We start from the raw sequence: 13,356 nt of genomic DNA on the forward strand, positions 1-13,356 counted from the left end.
CGCGCGGCCCGCGCCCCCCCCCCCCCCCCCCCCCCCCCCCCCCCCCCCCCCCGCGGGCCGGGGGGGGGGGGGCGCCGGCCCCCCCCCCCCCCCCCCCCCCCCCGCCGCAGGACTATCCGAAGCGGCCCGAGATGTAGTCCTCGGTCGCCTGGACGGACGGGTTGGAGAAGATCCGGTCCGTGTCGTCGAGCTCGACCAGCTTGCCGGGCTGCCCGACCGCGGAGAGGTTGAAGAAGGCGGTGCGGTCCGAGACCCGGGCCGCCTGCTGCATGTTGTGCGTCACGATGACGATCGTGAACAGCTCCTTCAGCTCCCCGATCAGGTCCTCGATCGCGAGGGTGGAGATCGGGTCCAGGGCCGAGCAGGGCTCGTCCATCAGCAGGACCTGCGGTTCGACCGCGATGGCGCGGGCGATGCACAGCCGCTGCTGCTGGCCGCCGGAGAGGCCGGAGCCCGGCTTGTCCAGGCGGTCCTTGACCTCGTTCCAGAGGTTGGCGCCGCGCAGGGACTTCTCCACGACCTCCGCCAGCTCGGACTTGCGGAAGCCGCCGTTCAGGCGCAGGCCCGCCGCCACGTTGTCGAAGATCGACATGGTGGGGAAGGGGTTGGGGCGCTGGAAGACCATGCCGACCGTGCGGCGGACCGCGACCGGGTCCACGCCGGGGCCGTACAGGTTCTCGTCGTCCAGCAGCACCTTGCCCTCGACCCGGCCGCCGGGGGTGACCTCGTGCATGCGGTTGAGGGTGCGCAGGAAGGTGGACTTGCCGCAGCCGGAGGGGCCGATGAAGGCGGTCACGGAGCGGGGTTCCACGGTCATGGATATGTCGTCGATGGCCTTGTGTGCGCCGTAGAAGGCGGAGAGGCCGCTGACGTCGATTCGCTTGGCCATGAGGGGTCACTTCACTTTCATGTGGTCACGCGCGGCAGAGCCGCAGATCGGTGCGTTCAGCGACCGGTCTTGGGTGCCTTCCAGCGGGCGATGGAGCGGGCCACCAGGTTCAGGATCATGACGAAGGCGATCAGGACGAGCGCCGCGGCCCACGCCCGGTCGTAGGAGGCGTCGCTGCCGACCTTGTACTGCTCCCAGATGTAGAAGGGCAGCGAGGACTGGGCGCCTTCGAAGGGGTTGGCGTTGATCAGCTGGGAGCCGAAGACCAGCAGCATGATCGGCGCGGTCTCACCGGCGATGCGGGCCACGGCCAGCATCAGGCCGGTGGAGATCCCGCCGATGGCGGTGGGGAGCACGACCTTGAGGATCATGCGCCACTTCGGCACGCCGAGGGCGAGGGCGGCCTCGCGCAGCTCGTTCGGGACGAGCTTGAGCATCTCCTCGGTGGAGCGGACCACGACCGGCATCATCAGGATCGACAGGGCCATCGCCCCGGCGAAGCCGGAGGGGCCGAAGCCGAGCATCAGGTTCCAGGTCGTCAGGATGAACAGGCCCGCGACGATGGAGGGGATGCCGGTCATGACGTCGACGAAGAAGGTGACGGCCTTGGCGAGCGCGCCCCGGCCGTACTCGACCAGGTAGACGGCGGTCAGCAGGCCGATCGGCGCGGCGATCAGGGTGGCCAGGCCGACCTGTTCCAGGGTGCCGAGGAGGGCGTGGTAGACGCCGCCGCCGGGCTCGAAGCCGGTCACGCCGTTCATGGAGTGGCTGAGGAAGTCCCCGTTCAGGGCCTTCGCGCCGCGGCCGGCCGTGGTCCAGATCAGCGAGAGCAGCGGGACGACGGCGAGGACGAAGCAGACCCACACGACGGAGGTCGCGACGCGGTCCTTGGCCTGGCGGCGGTTCTCGACGACCGCGCTGGCCGTGTAGGTGATCGCGACGAAGAGCAGCGCGGCGAGCAGGCCCCACTGGACCTTGCTGCGCAGGTCGAAGAGGGCGCCGGCGCCGCAGCCGAGGGCGGCCGAGAGGACCGCGACGGCGGCCGGGGACCAGCGGGGCAGGCCGCCGCGGGTGAGGCCGGCGGGGGCGGTGGACCTGACGGCCTTCGCGGGCCGCCGTTCCTGGATCGTGCGGCTCATCAGGCGTTCGCCCCCGAGTACTCCTTGCGGCGCGCGATGATCATGCGTGCGGCGCCGTTGACCAGCAGGGTGAGGAGGAAGAGGACGAGGCCGGAGGCGATCAGCGCGTCCCGGCCGAACTGGTTGGCCTCGTCGAACTTCGCGGCGATGTTCTGCGCGAACGTGCCGCCGCCCGGGTTCAGGAGGTGGCCGGAGATGAGGAAGCTCGGGGAGAGGACGGTCGCCACGGCCATGGTCTCGCCGAGCGCGCGGCCGAGGCCCAGCATCGAGGCGGAGATGACGCCGGAGCGGCCGAAGGGCAGGACCGACAGCCGGATGACCTCCCAGCGGGTCGCGCCGAGGGCCAGGGCGGCCTCCTCGTTCATGCGCGGGACCTGGAGGAAGACCTCGCGGCTGACGCTGGTCACGATCGGCAGGATCATGATCGCGAGGAGGATGCCGACGGTGAAGAGCGAGCGGGCGACGCCGATCTGGGTCTTCTCGAAGAGGTAGGTCCAGCCGAAGTACTCGTCGAGCCAGAGGTTCAGCCCGCCGAGGTAGGGGACCAGGACGAGGGCGCCCCAGATGCCGTAGACGATCGAGGGGACGGCGGCCAGCAGGTCGACCACGTAGGCGAGGGGCGCGGCCAGCTTGCGCGGCGCGTAGTGCGAGATGAAGAGGGCGATGCCGACGGCGACCGGGACCGCGATCAGCATCGCGATGACCGAGCTGACGACGGTGCCGAAGAGCAGGACGGCTATGCCGAAGACGGGCGGTGTGCCCGAGGCGTTCCAGTCGAAGGTGGTGAGGAAGTTGCCCTCGTTGCGCGACAGGGCGATGGCCGCGCGGTAGGTGAGGAAGGCGGCGATCGAGGCCATGATCACCAGGAGCAGGATGCCGGAGCCCTGGGAGAGTCCGGCGAAGATCTTGTCACCGGCCCGGCCGGTGGACCTCTCGCTCCTGAGGACCGGCGGCGGCGCCGGGTCTGTCTGGACGGTGGTGGTGGAAGCCATGGTCTTTCCGGTCTGTGTGGGGGCGAGCCCCTGGCGGCGGTGCACCGGATTCCCCCGGGTGGAGGGGGAGGGCCCCGGGTGCCGGCCGGTCCGGCTCCCCCCGTCTCCGTGGGGGAGGGACCGGCCGGCGGCGCGGGGTCAGTGGTCAGGACAGCGCGGCGACGACCTCGCGGACCTTGGCGTTGATCTCGGCCGGGATCGGCGCGTAGCCGTTGTCCAGGAGGATCTTCTGGCCCGCGTCCGAGGCGGTGTAGTTCAGGAAGGACTTCACGGTGGGGAGGGTCTCGGGCTTGTTGCCCTTGTCGCAGACGACCTCGTACGTCACCAGGACCAGCGGGTAGGCGCCCTCGGCCTTGGTGGCGTAGTCGAGCTTCAGCGCCAGGTCGGAGCCGGTGCCGGAGATCTTGGCGGCGGCGATGGCCTTGGAGGCGTTCTCGCCGGTGGCCTTGACCGGGGTGGCGGCGCCCGTGTTCAGGTCGACGGTCCTGATGTTCTGGGCGCTGGCGTAGGAGAGCTCGAAGTAGCCGATCGAGCCGTCGACCTGCTTGACCTGGGTGGCGAGGCCGGAGGAGTTGGAGGCGCCCAGTCCGCCCTGCGCGGGCCACTTCTTGGACGCCTCGTACGGCCAGGCGTCACCACCGGCGGCCTTGAGGTACTTGCTGAGGTTCTCGGTGGTGCCGGAGTCCTCGGAGCGGTGGAACGCCTGGATGGGGGTGGAGGGGAGCGAGACGCCCGGGTTCAGCCGCTTGATCGCCTCGTCGTCCCACTTCTTGATCTTGTCGTTGAAGATGTTGGCGACGGTGGGGGCGTCCAGGGTCAGCTTGTCCACGCCGGAGACGTTGAAGCCGAGCGCGATCGGGCCGCCGACCATCGGCAGGTTGACGCCCTGGCCGCCGGAGCAGATCTTCCTCGACTCCTCGACCTCGGCGGGCTTGAGCGGGGAGTCCGTACCGGCGAAGCCGACGGTGCCCTGGTTGAAGGCGACGATGCCCTCACCGGAGGAGACGGACTTGTAGTTGACCTCGACGCCGGAGCAGGCGGCCATGTAGTTCTTGACCCACAGGTCGATCGCGTTCTTCTGCGCGGACGAGCCCGAGGCGAGGAGCTTGCCCTTGGCGCCCTCGCACGCGATGTCCCCCGCGGCGGTGGCGGGCTTGACCGCGCCGCCGCCCGTCTTGGTGTTGTCGTCCGAGCCGCACGCCGTGAGGACCAGGGCGCCGGACACGACGAGTGCCCCCAGGGCGGAGGCACGGAGCCGGTTCTTGCGCTGAAGCTTCACTTTCGGGTGTTCCTTCCAGAAGCCGCCGGCCGTTTTCCGGTCCGGGGCGGCGTGCGAAGAGGGCTGCGTCGGTCAGCGCGGACCGTCGCCCGCCCTGCGGGCGACGCGCACCGTGCACAGCCGAAATTAGTCAGATCAGGTGAAGTGGCCGAACGGCCCGGGTGAACGGGCGGTGAACCGTGGCGGGCGGACCGGTGCGGCCGGGCCGCCGCGCGCACGGATGTCACCCCGCGTTGTCCCGCCGTTGTCCCACGGAACTGCCGCGGGAGCTCCACGGGGGTTCCGCCGCGGTCCTACTGCGGTTCCGCCGGGGTCGTGCGCCGTGGTCCTCGCGCGGCCGTCAGGGGGTGACCGAGGCCGCCGGGGCCGGGGCCGTGGCCGGATTCCGCTCCGGGGGCGGGGACCAGATCCGGTGGAAGGCCGACCGGGCCGCCTCGACCTCGTGGCGCTGGTCGGCGTGGAGCACCCCGAGGGCGTACGCCGTCGCCGGGGCGATGCGCGGGGTCCGGGCCGCCGCCGCCGAGGCCGCCGCCGCCCCGGCCGCGTCCCGGTGGCGGTCCAGGGCCTCGCCCGCCTCCGCCAGCCGGGCCCCGGCCTCGCCCAGCGCCTCCCGCGCGTACCGGTGGAGCCGCAGGAGCCGGCGTACCTCGTGCCAGGAGCCGTCGTGGTCCGCGTGGTACCGGTGGGCGCCGCCGGGGTCGGGCAGCGCCGCCACCGCCGCCGCCAGCCTCTCCTGGGCCGCCGCCGCCATCGGCACCAGCACCTCCCGCGCCCGGCCCCGGGCCGCCACCGGCTCCAGCGGGACCTCCGAGGCCAGTACCGCCACCGCGTCCGCCACCGCGTGGAAGCGGGCGGAGCCGAGCGCCTGGAGGGTGGCCGAGTGGGCGCGCGTCCGGGCCGGCGTGAGCCGGCGCTCCAGCAGCGCGCCCGCCCGCGCGCAGCCCACCGTGAGCGCCCCCGCAGCCCCCGCAGCCCCCGTCGAGCCCGTCCCCGTCGAGCCCGTCCCCGCCGGGCCCCCGGTCCCCGCCGGGCCCGCCGTGTTCCGGGGTACGGGCAGTTCCGGGGGGTGCGACAGCCGGTGCAGCGCGTCCAGCAGCCGGGCCAGCCGGTCGGCGTACGCGTGCTCGTCGGCCAGGGTCGAGGAGAGCCACACCAGCTCGGTGCGGAGCCCGTCCGACCAGCCGGACTCGGTCACCCCCCGGAACGTGGTCAGGGAGCCGCTGATCCGGCGCGCCGCCCCCCGCAGGCGGCGCGCCGCGTGGCCGCTGCGGGCCAGGTCGGGCCCGCTCGTCGCGTGCAGGCGCAGTCCGCGCAGGAAAGCGGTGGCCTGGGAGCGCAGGTACGCGCCGAGCACGTCCCCCGCGACCGGGTCATGATTTGGCTGAGCCACGCCGGCGCCTCCGCGCGTCGATGAGCATCTCCTGTACGTGCCGCAGCGGCTGGCCTTCCTGGTCCGTGCTGTGCCGGGTCCACTCGCCGTCCGGGCCCAGGTGCCAGGAGGCGGTGGCGTCGGACATCCCGGTTTCCAGCAGCCGGTCCAGTGCCGTGCGGTGGGCCGGGTCGGCGACCCTGACCAGTGCCTCGATCCGCCGGTCGAGGTTGCGGTGCATCATGTCGGCGCTGCCGATCCACACCTCGGGCTCGCCGCCGTTGCCGAAGGCGAAGACCCGGGAGTGTTCGAGGAAGCGGCCGAGGACCGAGCGGACCCGGACGTTCTCCGAGAGCCCGGGGACACCGGGGCGCACCGCGCAGATCCCGCGGACCCAGATGTCTACGGGGACGCCCGCCTGCGCTGCCCGGTAGAGGGCGTCGATGAGGGCCTCGTCGACGATCGAGTTCATCTTCAGGCGCACGTACGCGGGGCGGCCCGCCCGGTGGTGGGCGGCCTCCTTGTCGATGCGGGCGATCAGGCCGTCGCGCAGCGAGCGCGGGGCGACCATCAGCCGCCGGTAGGTCTCGCGCCGCGAGTAGCCGGAGAGCCGGTTGAAGAGGTCGGAGAGGTCCGCGCCGACCTGCGGGTCGGCGGTGAGCAGGCCGAGGTCCTCGTAGAGCCGGGCGGTCTTGGGGTGGTAGTTGCCGGTGCCGACGTGCGAGTAGCGGCGCAGGGTGTCGCCCTCCTGGCGGACGACGAGCGACAGCTTGCAGTGGGTCTTGAGGCCGACGAGCCCGTAGACGACGTGGCAGCCGGACTCCTCCAGCTTGCGCGCCCACTTGATGTTGGCCTGTTCGTCGAAGCGGGCCTTGATCTCGACCAGGACGAGGACCTGCTTGCCGGACTCGGCGGCGTCTATCAGGGCGTCGACGATCGGGGAGTCGCCGGAGGTCCGGTAGAGCGTCTGCTTGATCGCGAGGACGTCCGGGTCGGCGGCGGCCTGTTCCAGGAAGGCCTGCACCGAGGTGGAGAAGGAGTCGTACGGGTGGTGCAACAGGACGTCCCGCTCGCGCAGGGCGGCGAAGATGTCGGGCGCGGACGCGGACTCGACCTCGGAGAGGTCCCGGTGGGTGCCGGCGATGAACTTCGGGTACTTCAGCTCGGGCCGGTCCAGGGAGGAGATCCCGAAGAGCGCGGTCAGGTCCAGCGGGCCGGGCAGCGGGTACACCTCGGCGTCGGAGACGTTCAGCTCCTGCACGAGGAGGTCCAGGACGCCGGGGTCGATGGCCTCCTCGACCTCCAGGCGGACGGGCGGGCCGAAGCGGCGCCGCATCAGCTCCTTCTCCAGGGCCTGGAGCAGGTTCTCGGCGTCGTCCTCCTCCACCTCCAGGTCCTCGTTGCGGGTCACCCGGAACATGTGGTGCGCGAGCACCTCCATCCCGGGGAAGAGCTCCTCCAGGTGCGCGGCTATGACGTCCTCCAGCGGGACGTACCGCTGCGGGGACGCCTCCAGGAAGCGGGAGAGCAGCGGCGGGACCTTGACCCGGGCGAAGTGGCGGTGGCCGCTGGCGGGGTTGCGCACGACGACGGCCAGGTTCAGGGAGAGGCCGGAGATGTACGGGAAGGGGTGCGCGGGGTCCACGGCCAGCGGGGTGAGCACCGGGAAGATCTGGTTGCGGAACAGGGTGAAGAGGCGGGCCTGCTCCTTCTCGGTGAGGTCGGGCCAGCGGATGAGGTGGACGCCCTCCTCGGCGAGGGCCGGGGAGATGTCCTGCTGGTAGCAGGCGGCGTGCCGGGCCATGAGCTCGCGCGAGCGGGTCCAGATGTGGTCGAGCACCTCACGGGGTTGCAGGCCTGAGGCCGAACGGGTGGCGACGCCCGTCGCGATCCGGCGTTTGAGACCGGCGACGCGGACCATGAAGAACTCGTCCAGGTTGCTCGCGAAGATCGCCAGGAAGTTGGCGCGCTCCAGCAGCGGGGTGTTCGGGTCCTCGGCGAGCTCCAGCACCCGCTCGTTGAAGGCGAGCCAGCTGCGCTCCCGGTCGAGGAAGCGCCCGGCGGGCAGCTCGTCGCCGTCCTTGCCGTCGTAGGTGTCCGGGTCGGCGTCGAGGTCGGGGTCGAGATCGACGTGCGGCCGGTGCGCGGCGATGGAGCCCAGCCGGACGGGGCCCGTGGAGAGGGCGCCGGACGGGTGGGACGGCTGCTGGGCGGTGATCTCGGTGGGACCCGTGCCGGGCTGGTGGCTCATGACTCCATTCTTCCGCGCACGCGGGAGGTCGGGCGCGCCGGGCGCGTCGGGCGGGCCGGGGGGCGGCCGGAGTCGGGTCGGCATGCGGGGAGGGTCGCAAGCGTGGCTGAATGCCCGGTGAATGGCGTGTGGCCGCCAGGCTCCGGATGCCGCCCGGCTCCGGAGCCCGCCCGGCCCCGGCCCGGCCGTGTCCGCGGCCGGGGCGGGGGCGTCCGGGTCAGCTCTCGGTGCGGTACATCAGGTCGACCTCGTGCGTGGTGAAGCCGAGGCCCTGGTAGACGGCGAGGGCCGCCGGGTTGTCGGCGTCCACGTAGAGCATGGCGGTGGGCAGGCCCCGCTCGGCCAGGTGGTGCAGGCCGATCGCGGTCAGCGCCTTGCCGAGGCCGCCGCCCTGGGCGCCGGGGAGGACGCCGACCACGTAGACCTCCCCGAGCCGCTGCTCCTCGTGGACCTTGGTCCAGTGGAAGCCGACCAGCTCCCCGTCCCGCTCGGCGAGGAAGAAGCCCTTCGCGTCGAACCACGGCTGCGCGATCCGGTCGTTCAGGTCCCGCTGGGTGAGCGAGCCCTGCTCGGGGTGGTGGGCGAAGGCGGCGGCGTTCGCCGCGAGCCAGGCCGCGTCGTCGGCGCCGGGCACGAAGGTCCGTACGGTGACCCCGGCCGGGAGGGCCGCCGCGGGGAGCGGGGGGGCCTCGGGGCCGAGCGGGCGGCGCAGCTGGCGCAGCTCGCGGAAGAGGGCCAGGCCCAGGACCTGGGCCAGGTGGCGGGCGGCCGCCTTGCCGCCGTGGGCCCAGACCCGCAGGCGCCGGCCGGAGGCGGCCAGCAGGGCCGAGCCGAGCGCCCGCCCGTGGCCGCGTCCGCGCAGTGAGGGGTGGACGACGAATTCGGCGGCCGGGGCCTCCACCGGGTCGGTGTCCTCCAGCTGCCCGTACCCGGAGAGCCGGCCGCCGTCGGTGAGCAGGAGGTGCCGGATGCCCTCGCGCGCGCCGCCGTGCAACTGGAGCCGCCCCTGTTCGGAGACGGCGGTGGTGCCGTCCGTGCGCGCCGCGTCCTCGATCAGCTCCCGTACCTCCCGCGCCTGTTCCTCCGTCAGTTCGTCGAGGATCTCGATCTGCCGTCCCGGCTCCAGGGCCGCTGCTGCGTCAGTCATGGCACCACGGTACGACCGCAACCTCCCCGTAACCCAGCAGCCCCTGTCGTGCTACGCGCGTTGACCATAGGCTCGGGGCACTTCTCGAGTTCGTTTCGCTGTCCGCAAAGGGGACTAAATGTCAGCGACGCCACAACGGCACCGCCGGTTCAGCCGGTTGACCCTCTCCGCCCTCGCCGTCACGGCCGGGGCAGGGGCGATGGTCGCCGCCGCACTGCCGGCCGGGGCCGCGAGTGGTGGCGGCGGTGCCGCCAAGAGCCGCACCGTCGACGTGCAGATGCTGTCGATCAACGATTTCCACGGCACGCTGGAGCCCCCGCAGGGTTCCTCCGGCACCGTGAGCGAACGCCAGGCAGACGGCACCACCAAAGCCATACCCGCGGGCGGGGTCGAGTACCTCGCGACCAGCCTGCGAGAGGCCCGCAAGGGCCACGAGTACTCCGTCACGGCCGCGGCCGGGGACATGATCGGCGGCAGTCCGATGCTGTCCGGTCTCTTCCACGACGAACCGTCCATCGAGGCGCTGAACAAGCTCGGCCTGAACGTCTCCAGCGTCGGCAACCACGAGTTCGACGAGGGCCGCACCGAGCTGCGCCGCATGGCGTACGGCGGCTGCCACCCGGTCGAGGGCTGCTTCGAGTACGGCAAGACCTTCACGGGCGCCGCCTTCCCGTACCTCGCGGCCAACGTGACGGACGAGAAGACCAAGCGTCCGATGATGTCGCCCACCTACGTCTGGAAGAAGGGGGACGTGAAGATCGGCTTCATCGGCGTCACCCTGGAGGGCACTCCGGACGTCGTCAACGGCGAGGGCATCAAGGGCCTGAAGTTCGGCGACGAGGTCGAGACGATCAACAAGTACGCCGCCGAGCTGAACAAGCAGGGCGTCAAGTCGATCGTCGCGCTGATCCACGAGGGCGGGATGCCCGCGAGCGGCGCGTACAACTACGACTGCGACACCCCGGGCGCCGGCGCCGGCATATCGGGCGCGATCGTGGACATAGCGAAGAACGTGGACGCGAAGGTCGACGCGCTGGTCACCGGCCACACCCACCAGGCGTACGCGTGCAGCATCCCCGACCCGGCGGGCAACCCGCGCACGGTCACCTCGGCGGCCTCGGTCGGCCGGCTGTACACGGACACCAAGCTGACCTACGACCGCACGACCAAGGACATCGTCCGCACCCCGGTCAGCTCGCCCAAGCCGGTCAACCACGTCGTCGGCCGCGAGCAGCCCAAGGCCGCGGACATGACCGAGCTGATCCAGCGCTGGAACGTGCTGGCGGCCCCGGTCGCCAACCGTCCGCAGGGCTTCATCTCGGCGGACATCCCGGGCCGCGGTTCGACGGCGATCGAGAAGCCGCTCGGCAACCTGATCGCCGACGCGCAGCTCGCGGCGCTCGCCCCGGCGGACAAGGGCGGCGCGCAGCTGGCCCTGATGAACCCCGGCGGCATCCGCTCGGACCTGGCCCACAAGGCGTCGGGGGCCGAGGGCGACGGGGTCGTGACGTACGGCGAGTCCTTCACCGTCCAGCCGTTCAACAACATGATGAACGTGGTGGACCTGACGGGCGCGCAGCTGATCACCACGCTCCAGCAGCAGGTCAGCGGTGCGACGAACGGGGCGAGCCCGAAGATCCTCCAGGTCTCGAAGGGGTTCACCTACACCCTGGACATGACCCGGACGGGCGCGGACCGCGTCCTCGTGGACTCGGTGCGGCTGAACGGCGCCCCGATCGACCCGGCGAAGAGCTACCGGGTCGCGATGAACGAGTTCCTCGCGGGCGGCGGTGACGGCTTCACCGTCCTGAAGGAGCACAAGAACAAGCTGGTGGGCGCGTCCGACCTGGACTGCTTCAACGCCTACCTGGAACAGAACTCCTCGGAGACCGCCCCGATCGCCCCGCCGGCGACGGACCGGATCACCCTCGTCAAGTGACCGCACGCGTGCGGTGACCCGGAAGGGGCGCCGGTCCCGGGGAACATCCCTGGACCGGCGCCCCTTCCATCCGTTTCCGTCCGTTTCTATCCTTTTACCGGCCGTCTCCGCCGGCACCCGCTCCGGCCCGGTCGCCTCACCGGTCCGCCGCGACCGACGGTCCGGCGGGCGGCGGGGTCGGCGCCCCCGGGATGCGGAGCACCGCCTCCGCGCCCGGCCCGCCGTCCCGCGCCGCCCGCAGCTCGGCGCTCCCGCCCGCGCGCCGCACCGTACGGGCCACGATCGACAGCCCCAGCCCGCTGCCCGGCAGCGCCCGCGCCGACGAGGACCGCCAGAACCGCTCGAAGACGTACGGGAGGTCCTCGGCCGGGACCCCGGGCCCGTGGTCGCGCACGGTCAGCTCGCCCGCCCGCAGCGCCACCTCGACCGCGCCGCCCGGCGGGCTGAACTTCACCGCGTTGTCCAGGATGTTGATCACCGCCCGCTCCAGCGCGGCGGCCTCGCCCCGCACGTACCAGGGCTCCAGCTCCGCGCTGAACGTCAGCTCCGGGCCGCGCAGCCGGGCCCGGGAGAGCGCCGTCCCGGCGATCTCGTGCAGCGGGACCACCCCGAGCGGGCCGGGCGGGGCCGCGTCCGGCCGGGAGAGTTCCTGGAGGTCGCCGATGAGTGAGGCCAGTTCGGCCATCTGCGCCTTCACCGAGGCCAGCAGCTCCCTGCGGTCCTCGGGCGGGATGGCCCGGCCGGTGGACTCGCTGTGCGCCAGCAGCTCGATGTTGGTGCGCATCGAGGTCAGCGGGGTCCGCAGCTCGTGCCCCGCGTCCGCGATCAGCTGGGCCTGCCGGTCCCGGGAGGAGGCGAGCGCGGCCGTCATGGAGTTGAACGACCGCGACAGCCGGGCGATCTCGTCGTCCCCGTGGTCGGGGATGCGCACGGTGAGGTCTTCGGTACGGGCGATGTGCTCGACCGCGCCGGTCAGTTCGTCCACCGGCCGCAGCCCGGTCCGGGCCACCCACAGTCCGGCCGCGCCCGCGCAGACCACCCCTATGGCCGAGACGAGGACCAGCACCCAGGCCAGGGTGGAGAGCGGCTTGTCGATGTCGGCGAGCGGCTTGGCGACCGAGATCGCGACGATCCCGGTGCCCGCCTCGACCGGCTGGGTGTAGATCCGTACGGGGGTGCCGTCGGTGGTCCGGCCGTCGTACATGACGGCGCCGTGTTTGCCCCGGGCCACTTCCAGGTCGTACCCGGTCACCGGGAGGGTGTTCTTGCCGTCCACCCAGCAGCGCCCGCCCGTGGGCAGGACGATCTGGACCTGGGCGCTCAGGTTGTTCACGAACGCGCCGGGCACCTGCTCCTGGCAGCCGAGCCGGGTCAGGGTCTGGTTGGCCTGCGCGCTGGCGTTGGTGGAGCGCAGCGCGCTGTCCAGCTGCTGTTCGAGCTGGGTGCGCACCATCACCCAGGAGACGGCCGCCACCGCCGCCACGGCGAGCGTCACCGCCACCGTCACCAGCAGGGCCAGGCGCGAGCGCAGCGGCAGGGCGCGGAACCTGGCGACCGGGCCCGTCAGGGTCATTCCGGACCGCCGCTCTCGCCCGCCCCGGCCGCGCGCAGCACGTAGCCCACCCCGCGCACGGTGTGGACGAGCCGAGGCTCGCCGCCCGCCTCCGTCTTGCGGCGCAGGTACATGACGTAGACGTCGAGGGAGTTGGAGCTCGGCTCGAAGTCGAAGCCCCAGACCGTCTTCAGGATCTGCTCGCGGGTCAGGACCTGGCGCGGGTGCGCGAGGAACATCTCCAGCAGCGTGAACTCGGTACGGGTCAGCTCCACCGGGCGCCCGGCCCGGCTCACCTCCCTCGTCGCGAGGTCCATCCGCAGGTCGCCGAAGCCCAGCGTGTCCTCCGGCTCGGCGCCGCCGGCCGCCGGGGCGGCGTACCCGCTGCGGCGCAGCAGGGCGCGGACGCGGGCGAAGAGCTCGTCCAGCTCGAAGGGTTTGACGAGGTAGTCGTCGGCGCCCGCGTCGAGGCCGGTGACGCGGTCGCCGACGGTGTCGCGGGCGGTGAGCATCAGGATCGGGGTGACGCTGCCGGCCGCGCGCAGCCTGCGGGCCGCCGTCAGCCCGTCCATCCGGGGCATCTGGATGTCCAGGACGATCAGGTCGGGGGCGTAGGAGGCCGCCTTGTCGAGGGCGTCGAGCCCGTCGACCGCGGTCTGCGTGCCGTACCCCTCGAAGGCGAGGCTGCGGCGCAGGGCCTCACGGACGGCCGGTTCGTCGTCGACGACGAGGATGCGCTGCGGGTCGCCTTCGGCGGGATTCATCTCGGTCCCCAGGGGTCGTGGTGGGTGCTCGGCGG

10 protein-coding genes are annotated in these 13,356 nt (G+C 72.4%); 1 reads left to right on the forward strand and 9 read right to left on the reverse strand.

The window, feature by feature from the left end; genetic code table 11:
- Positions 1–112 precede the first annotated feature (112 nt).
- The 7 genes from pstB to mshD all read right to left on the reverse strand — a co-directional run bounded on the left by pstB (position 113) and on the right by mshD (position 9,066).
- The gene (pstB, locus tag ACIA5F_RS23295) at positions 113–889 is read right to left on the reverse strand and encodes a phosphate ABC transporter ATP-binding protein PstB (RefSeq protein WP_399355952.1); all 777 of its coding nucleotides are present in this window, start codon (positions 887–889) and stop codon (positions 113–115) included.
- Between the two features lie 56 nt (positions 890–945).
- A complete protein-coding gene (pstA, locus tag ACIA5F_RS23300) occupies positions 946–2,028 on the reverse strand; it encodes a phosphate ABC transporter permease PstA (protein ID WP_399355954.1) in 1,083 nt (360 codons plus the stop codon).
- The gene (gene pstC / locus ACIA5F_RS23305; RefSeq protein WP_399355956.1) at positions 2,028–3,020 is read right to left on the reverse strand and encodes a phosphate ABC transporter permease subunit PstC; all 993 of its coding nucleotides are present in this window, start codon (positions 3,018–3,020) and stop codon (positions 2,028–2,030) included. Before pstC ends, pstA begins: the two co-directional genes overlap by 1 nt.
- 145 nt (positions 3,021–3,165) lie before the next feature.
- The gene (pstS, locus tag ACIA5F_RS23310; RefSeq protein WP_399355958.1) at positions 3,166–4,299 is read right to left on the reverse strand and encodes a phosphate ABC transporter substrate-binding protein PstS; all 1,134 of its coding nucleotides are present in this window, start codon (positions 4,297–4,299) and stop codon (positions 3,166–3,168) included.
- 340 nt (positions 4,300–4,639) lie between these two features.
- Positions 4,640–5,689, reverse strand: a complete 1,050-nt coding sequence (locus ACIA5F_RS23315; protein WP_399355960.1) for a CHAD domain-containing protein — start codon at positions 5,687–5,689, stop codon at positions 4,640–4,642.
- Positions 5,670–7,919: an RNA degradosome polyphosphate kinase gene (locus ACIA5F_RS23320; RefSeq protein ID WP_399355962.1), complete on the reverse strand. Its 2,250-nt coding sequence runs from the start codon at positions 7,917–7,919 to the stop codon at positions 5,670–5,672. Before ACIA5F_RS23320 ends, ACIA5F_RS23315 begins: the two co-directional genes overlap by 20 nt.
- Positions 7,920–8,136: 217 nt before the next feature.
- Positions 8,137–9,066 (reverse strand): mycothiol synthase, encoded by a 930-nt coding sequence (gene mshD / locus ACIA5F_RS23325; RefSeq protein ID WP_399355964.1) that lies wholly within the window; start codon positions 9,064–9,066, stop codon positions 8,137–8,139.
- A gap of 118 nt (positions 9,067–9,184) precedes the next feature.
- On the opposite strand from mshD, the gene ACIA5F_RS23330 reads away from it, so the two are divergent.
- Entirely contained in the window at positions 9,185–11,005 is a 1,821-nt protein-coding gene (locus ACIA5F_RS23330) for a bifunctional metallophosphatase/5'-nucleotidase (protein ID WP_399355966.1), read from the forward strand.
- Between the two features lie 136 nt (positions 11,006–11,141).
- Here the strand turns inward: ACIA5F_RS23330 and ACIA5F_RS23335 are convergent, their stop codons facing one another.
- Together ACIA5F_RS23335 and ACIA5F_RS23340 are read right to left on the reverse strand one after the other, a co-directional pair.
- Positions 11,142–12,578 (reverse strand): sensor histidine kinase, encoded by a 1,437-nt coding sequence (locus ACIA5F_RS23335; RefSeq protein ID WP_399355968.1) that lies wholly within the window; start codon positions 12,576–12,578, stop codon positions 11,142–11,144.
- A complete protein-coding gene (locus ACIA5F_RS23340) occupies positions 12,575–13,321 on the reverse strand; it encodes a response regulator transcription factor (protein ID WP_399355970.1) in 747 nt (248 codons plus the stop codon). The genes ACIA5F_RS23335 and ACIA5F_RS23340 overlap by 4 nt, the downstream gene beginning before the upstream one ends.
- Positions 13,322–13,356 lie beyond the last annotated feature (35 nt).

Origin of the sequence: Streptomyces sp. NPDC051567 (genome assembly GCF_044454165.1) — a bacterium.
In the GTDB taxonomy this organism is placed as follows: domain Bacteria; phylum Actinomycetota; class Actinomycetes; order Streptomycetales; family Streptomycetaceae; genus Streptomyces.

What these genes read in the sequence shown, in the direction of transcription:
- ACIA5F_RS23330 (WP_399355966.1), top strand. Translation starts at nt 9,185, where the DNA reads ATGTCAGCGACGCCACAACGGCACCGCCGGTTCAGCCGGTTGACCCTC.
- pstB (WP_399355952.1), bottom strand. Translation starts at nt 889, where the DNA reads ATGGCCAAGCGAATCGACGTCAGCGGCCTCTCCGCCTTCTACGGCGCA.
- mshD (WP_399355964.1), bottom strand. Translation starts at nt 9,066, where the DNA reads ATGACTGACGCAGCAGCGGCCCTGGAGCCGGGACGGCAGATCGAGATC.
- ACIA5F_RS23340 (WP_399355970.1), bottom strand. Translation starts at nt 13,321, where the DNA reads ATGAATCCCGCCGAAGGCGACCCGCAGCGCATCCTCGTCGTCGACGAC.
- ACIA5F_RS23320 (WP_399355962.1), bottom strand. Translation starts at nt 7,919, where the DNA reads ATGAGCCACCAGCCCGGCACGGGTCCCACCGAGATCACCGCCCAGCAG.
- pstC (WP_399355956.1), bottom strand. Translation starts at nt 3,020, where the DNA reads ATGGCTTCCACCACCACCGTCCAGACAGACCCGGCGCCGCCGCCGGTC.
- pstA (WP_399355954.1), bottom strand. Translation starts at nt 2,028, where the DNA reads ATGAGCCGCACGATCCAGGAACGGCGGCCCGCGAAGGCCGTCAGGTCC.
- ACIA5F_RS23335 (WP_399355968.1), bottom strand. Translation starts at nt 12,578, where the DNA reads ATGACCCTGACGGGCCCGGTCGCCAGGTTCCGCGCCCTGCCGCTGCGC.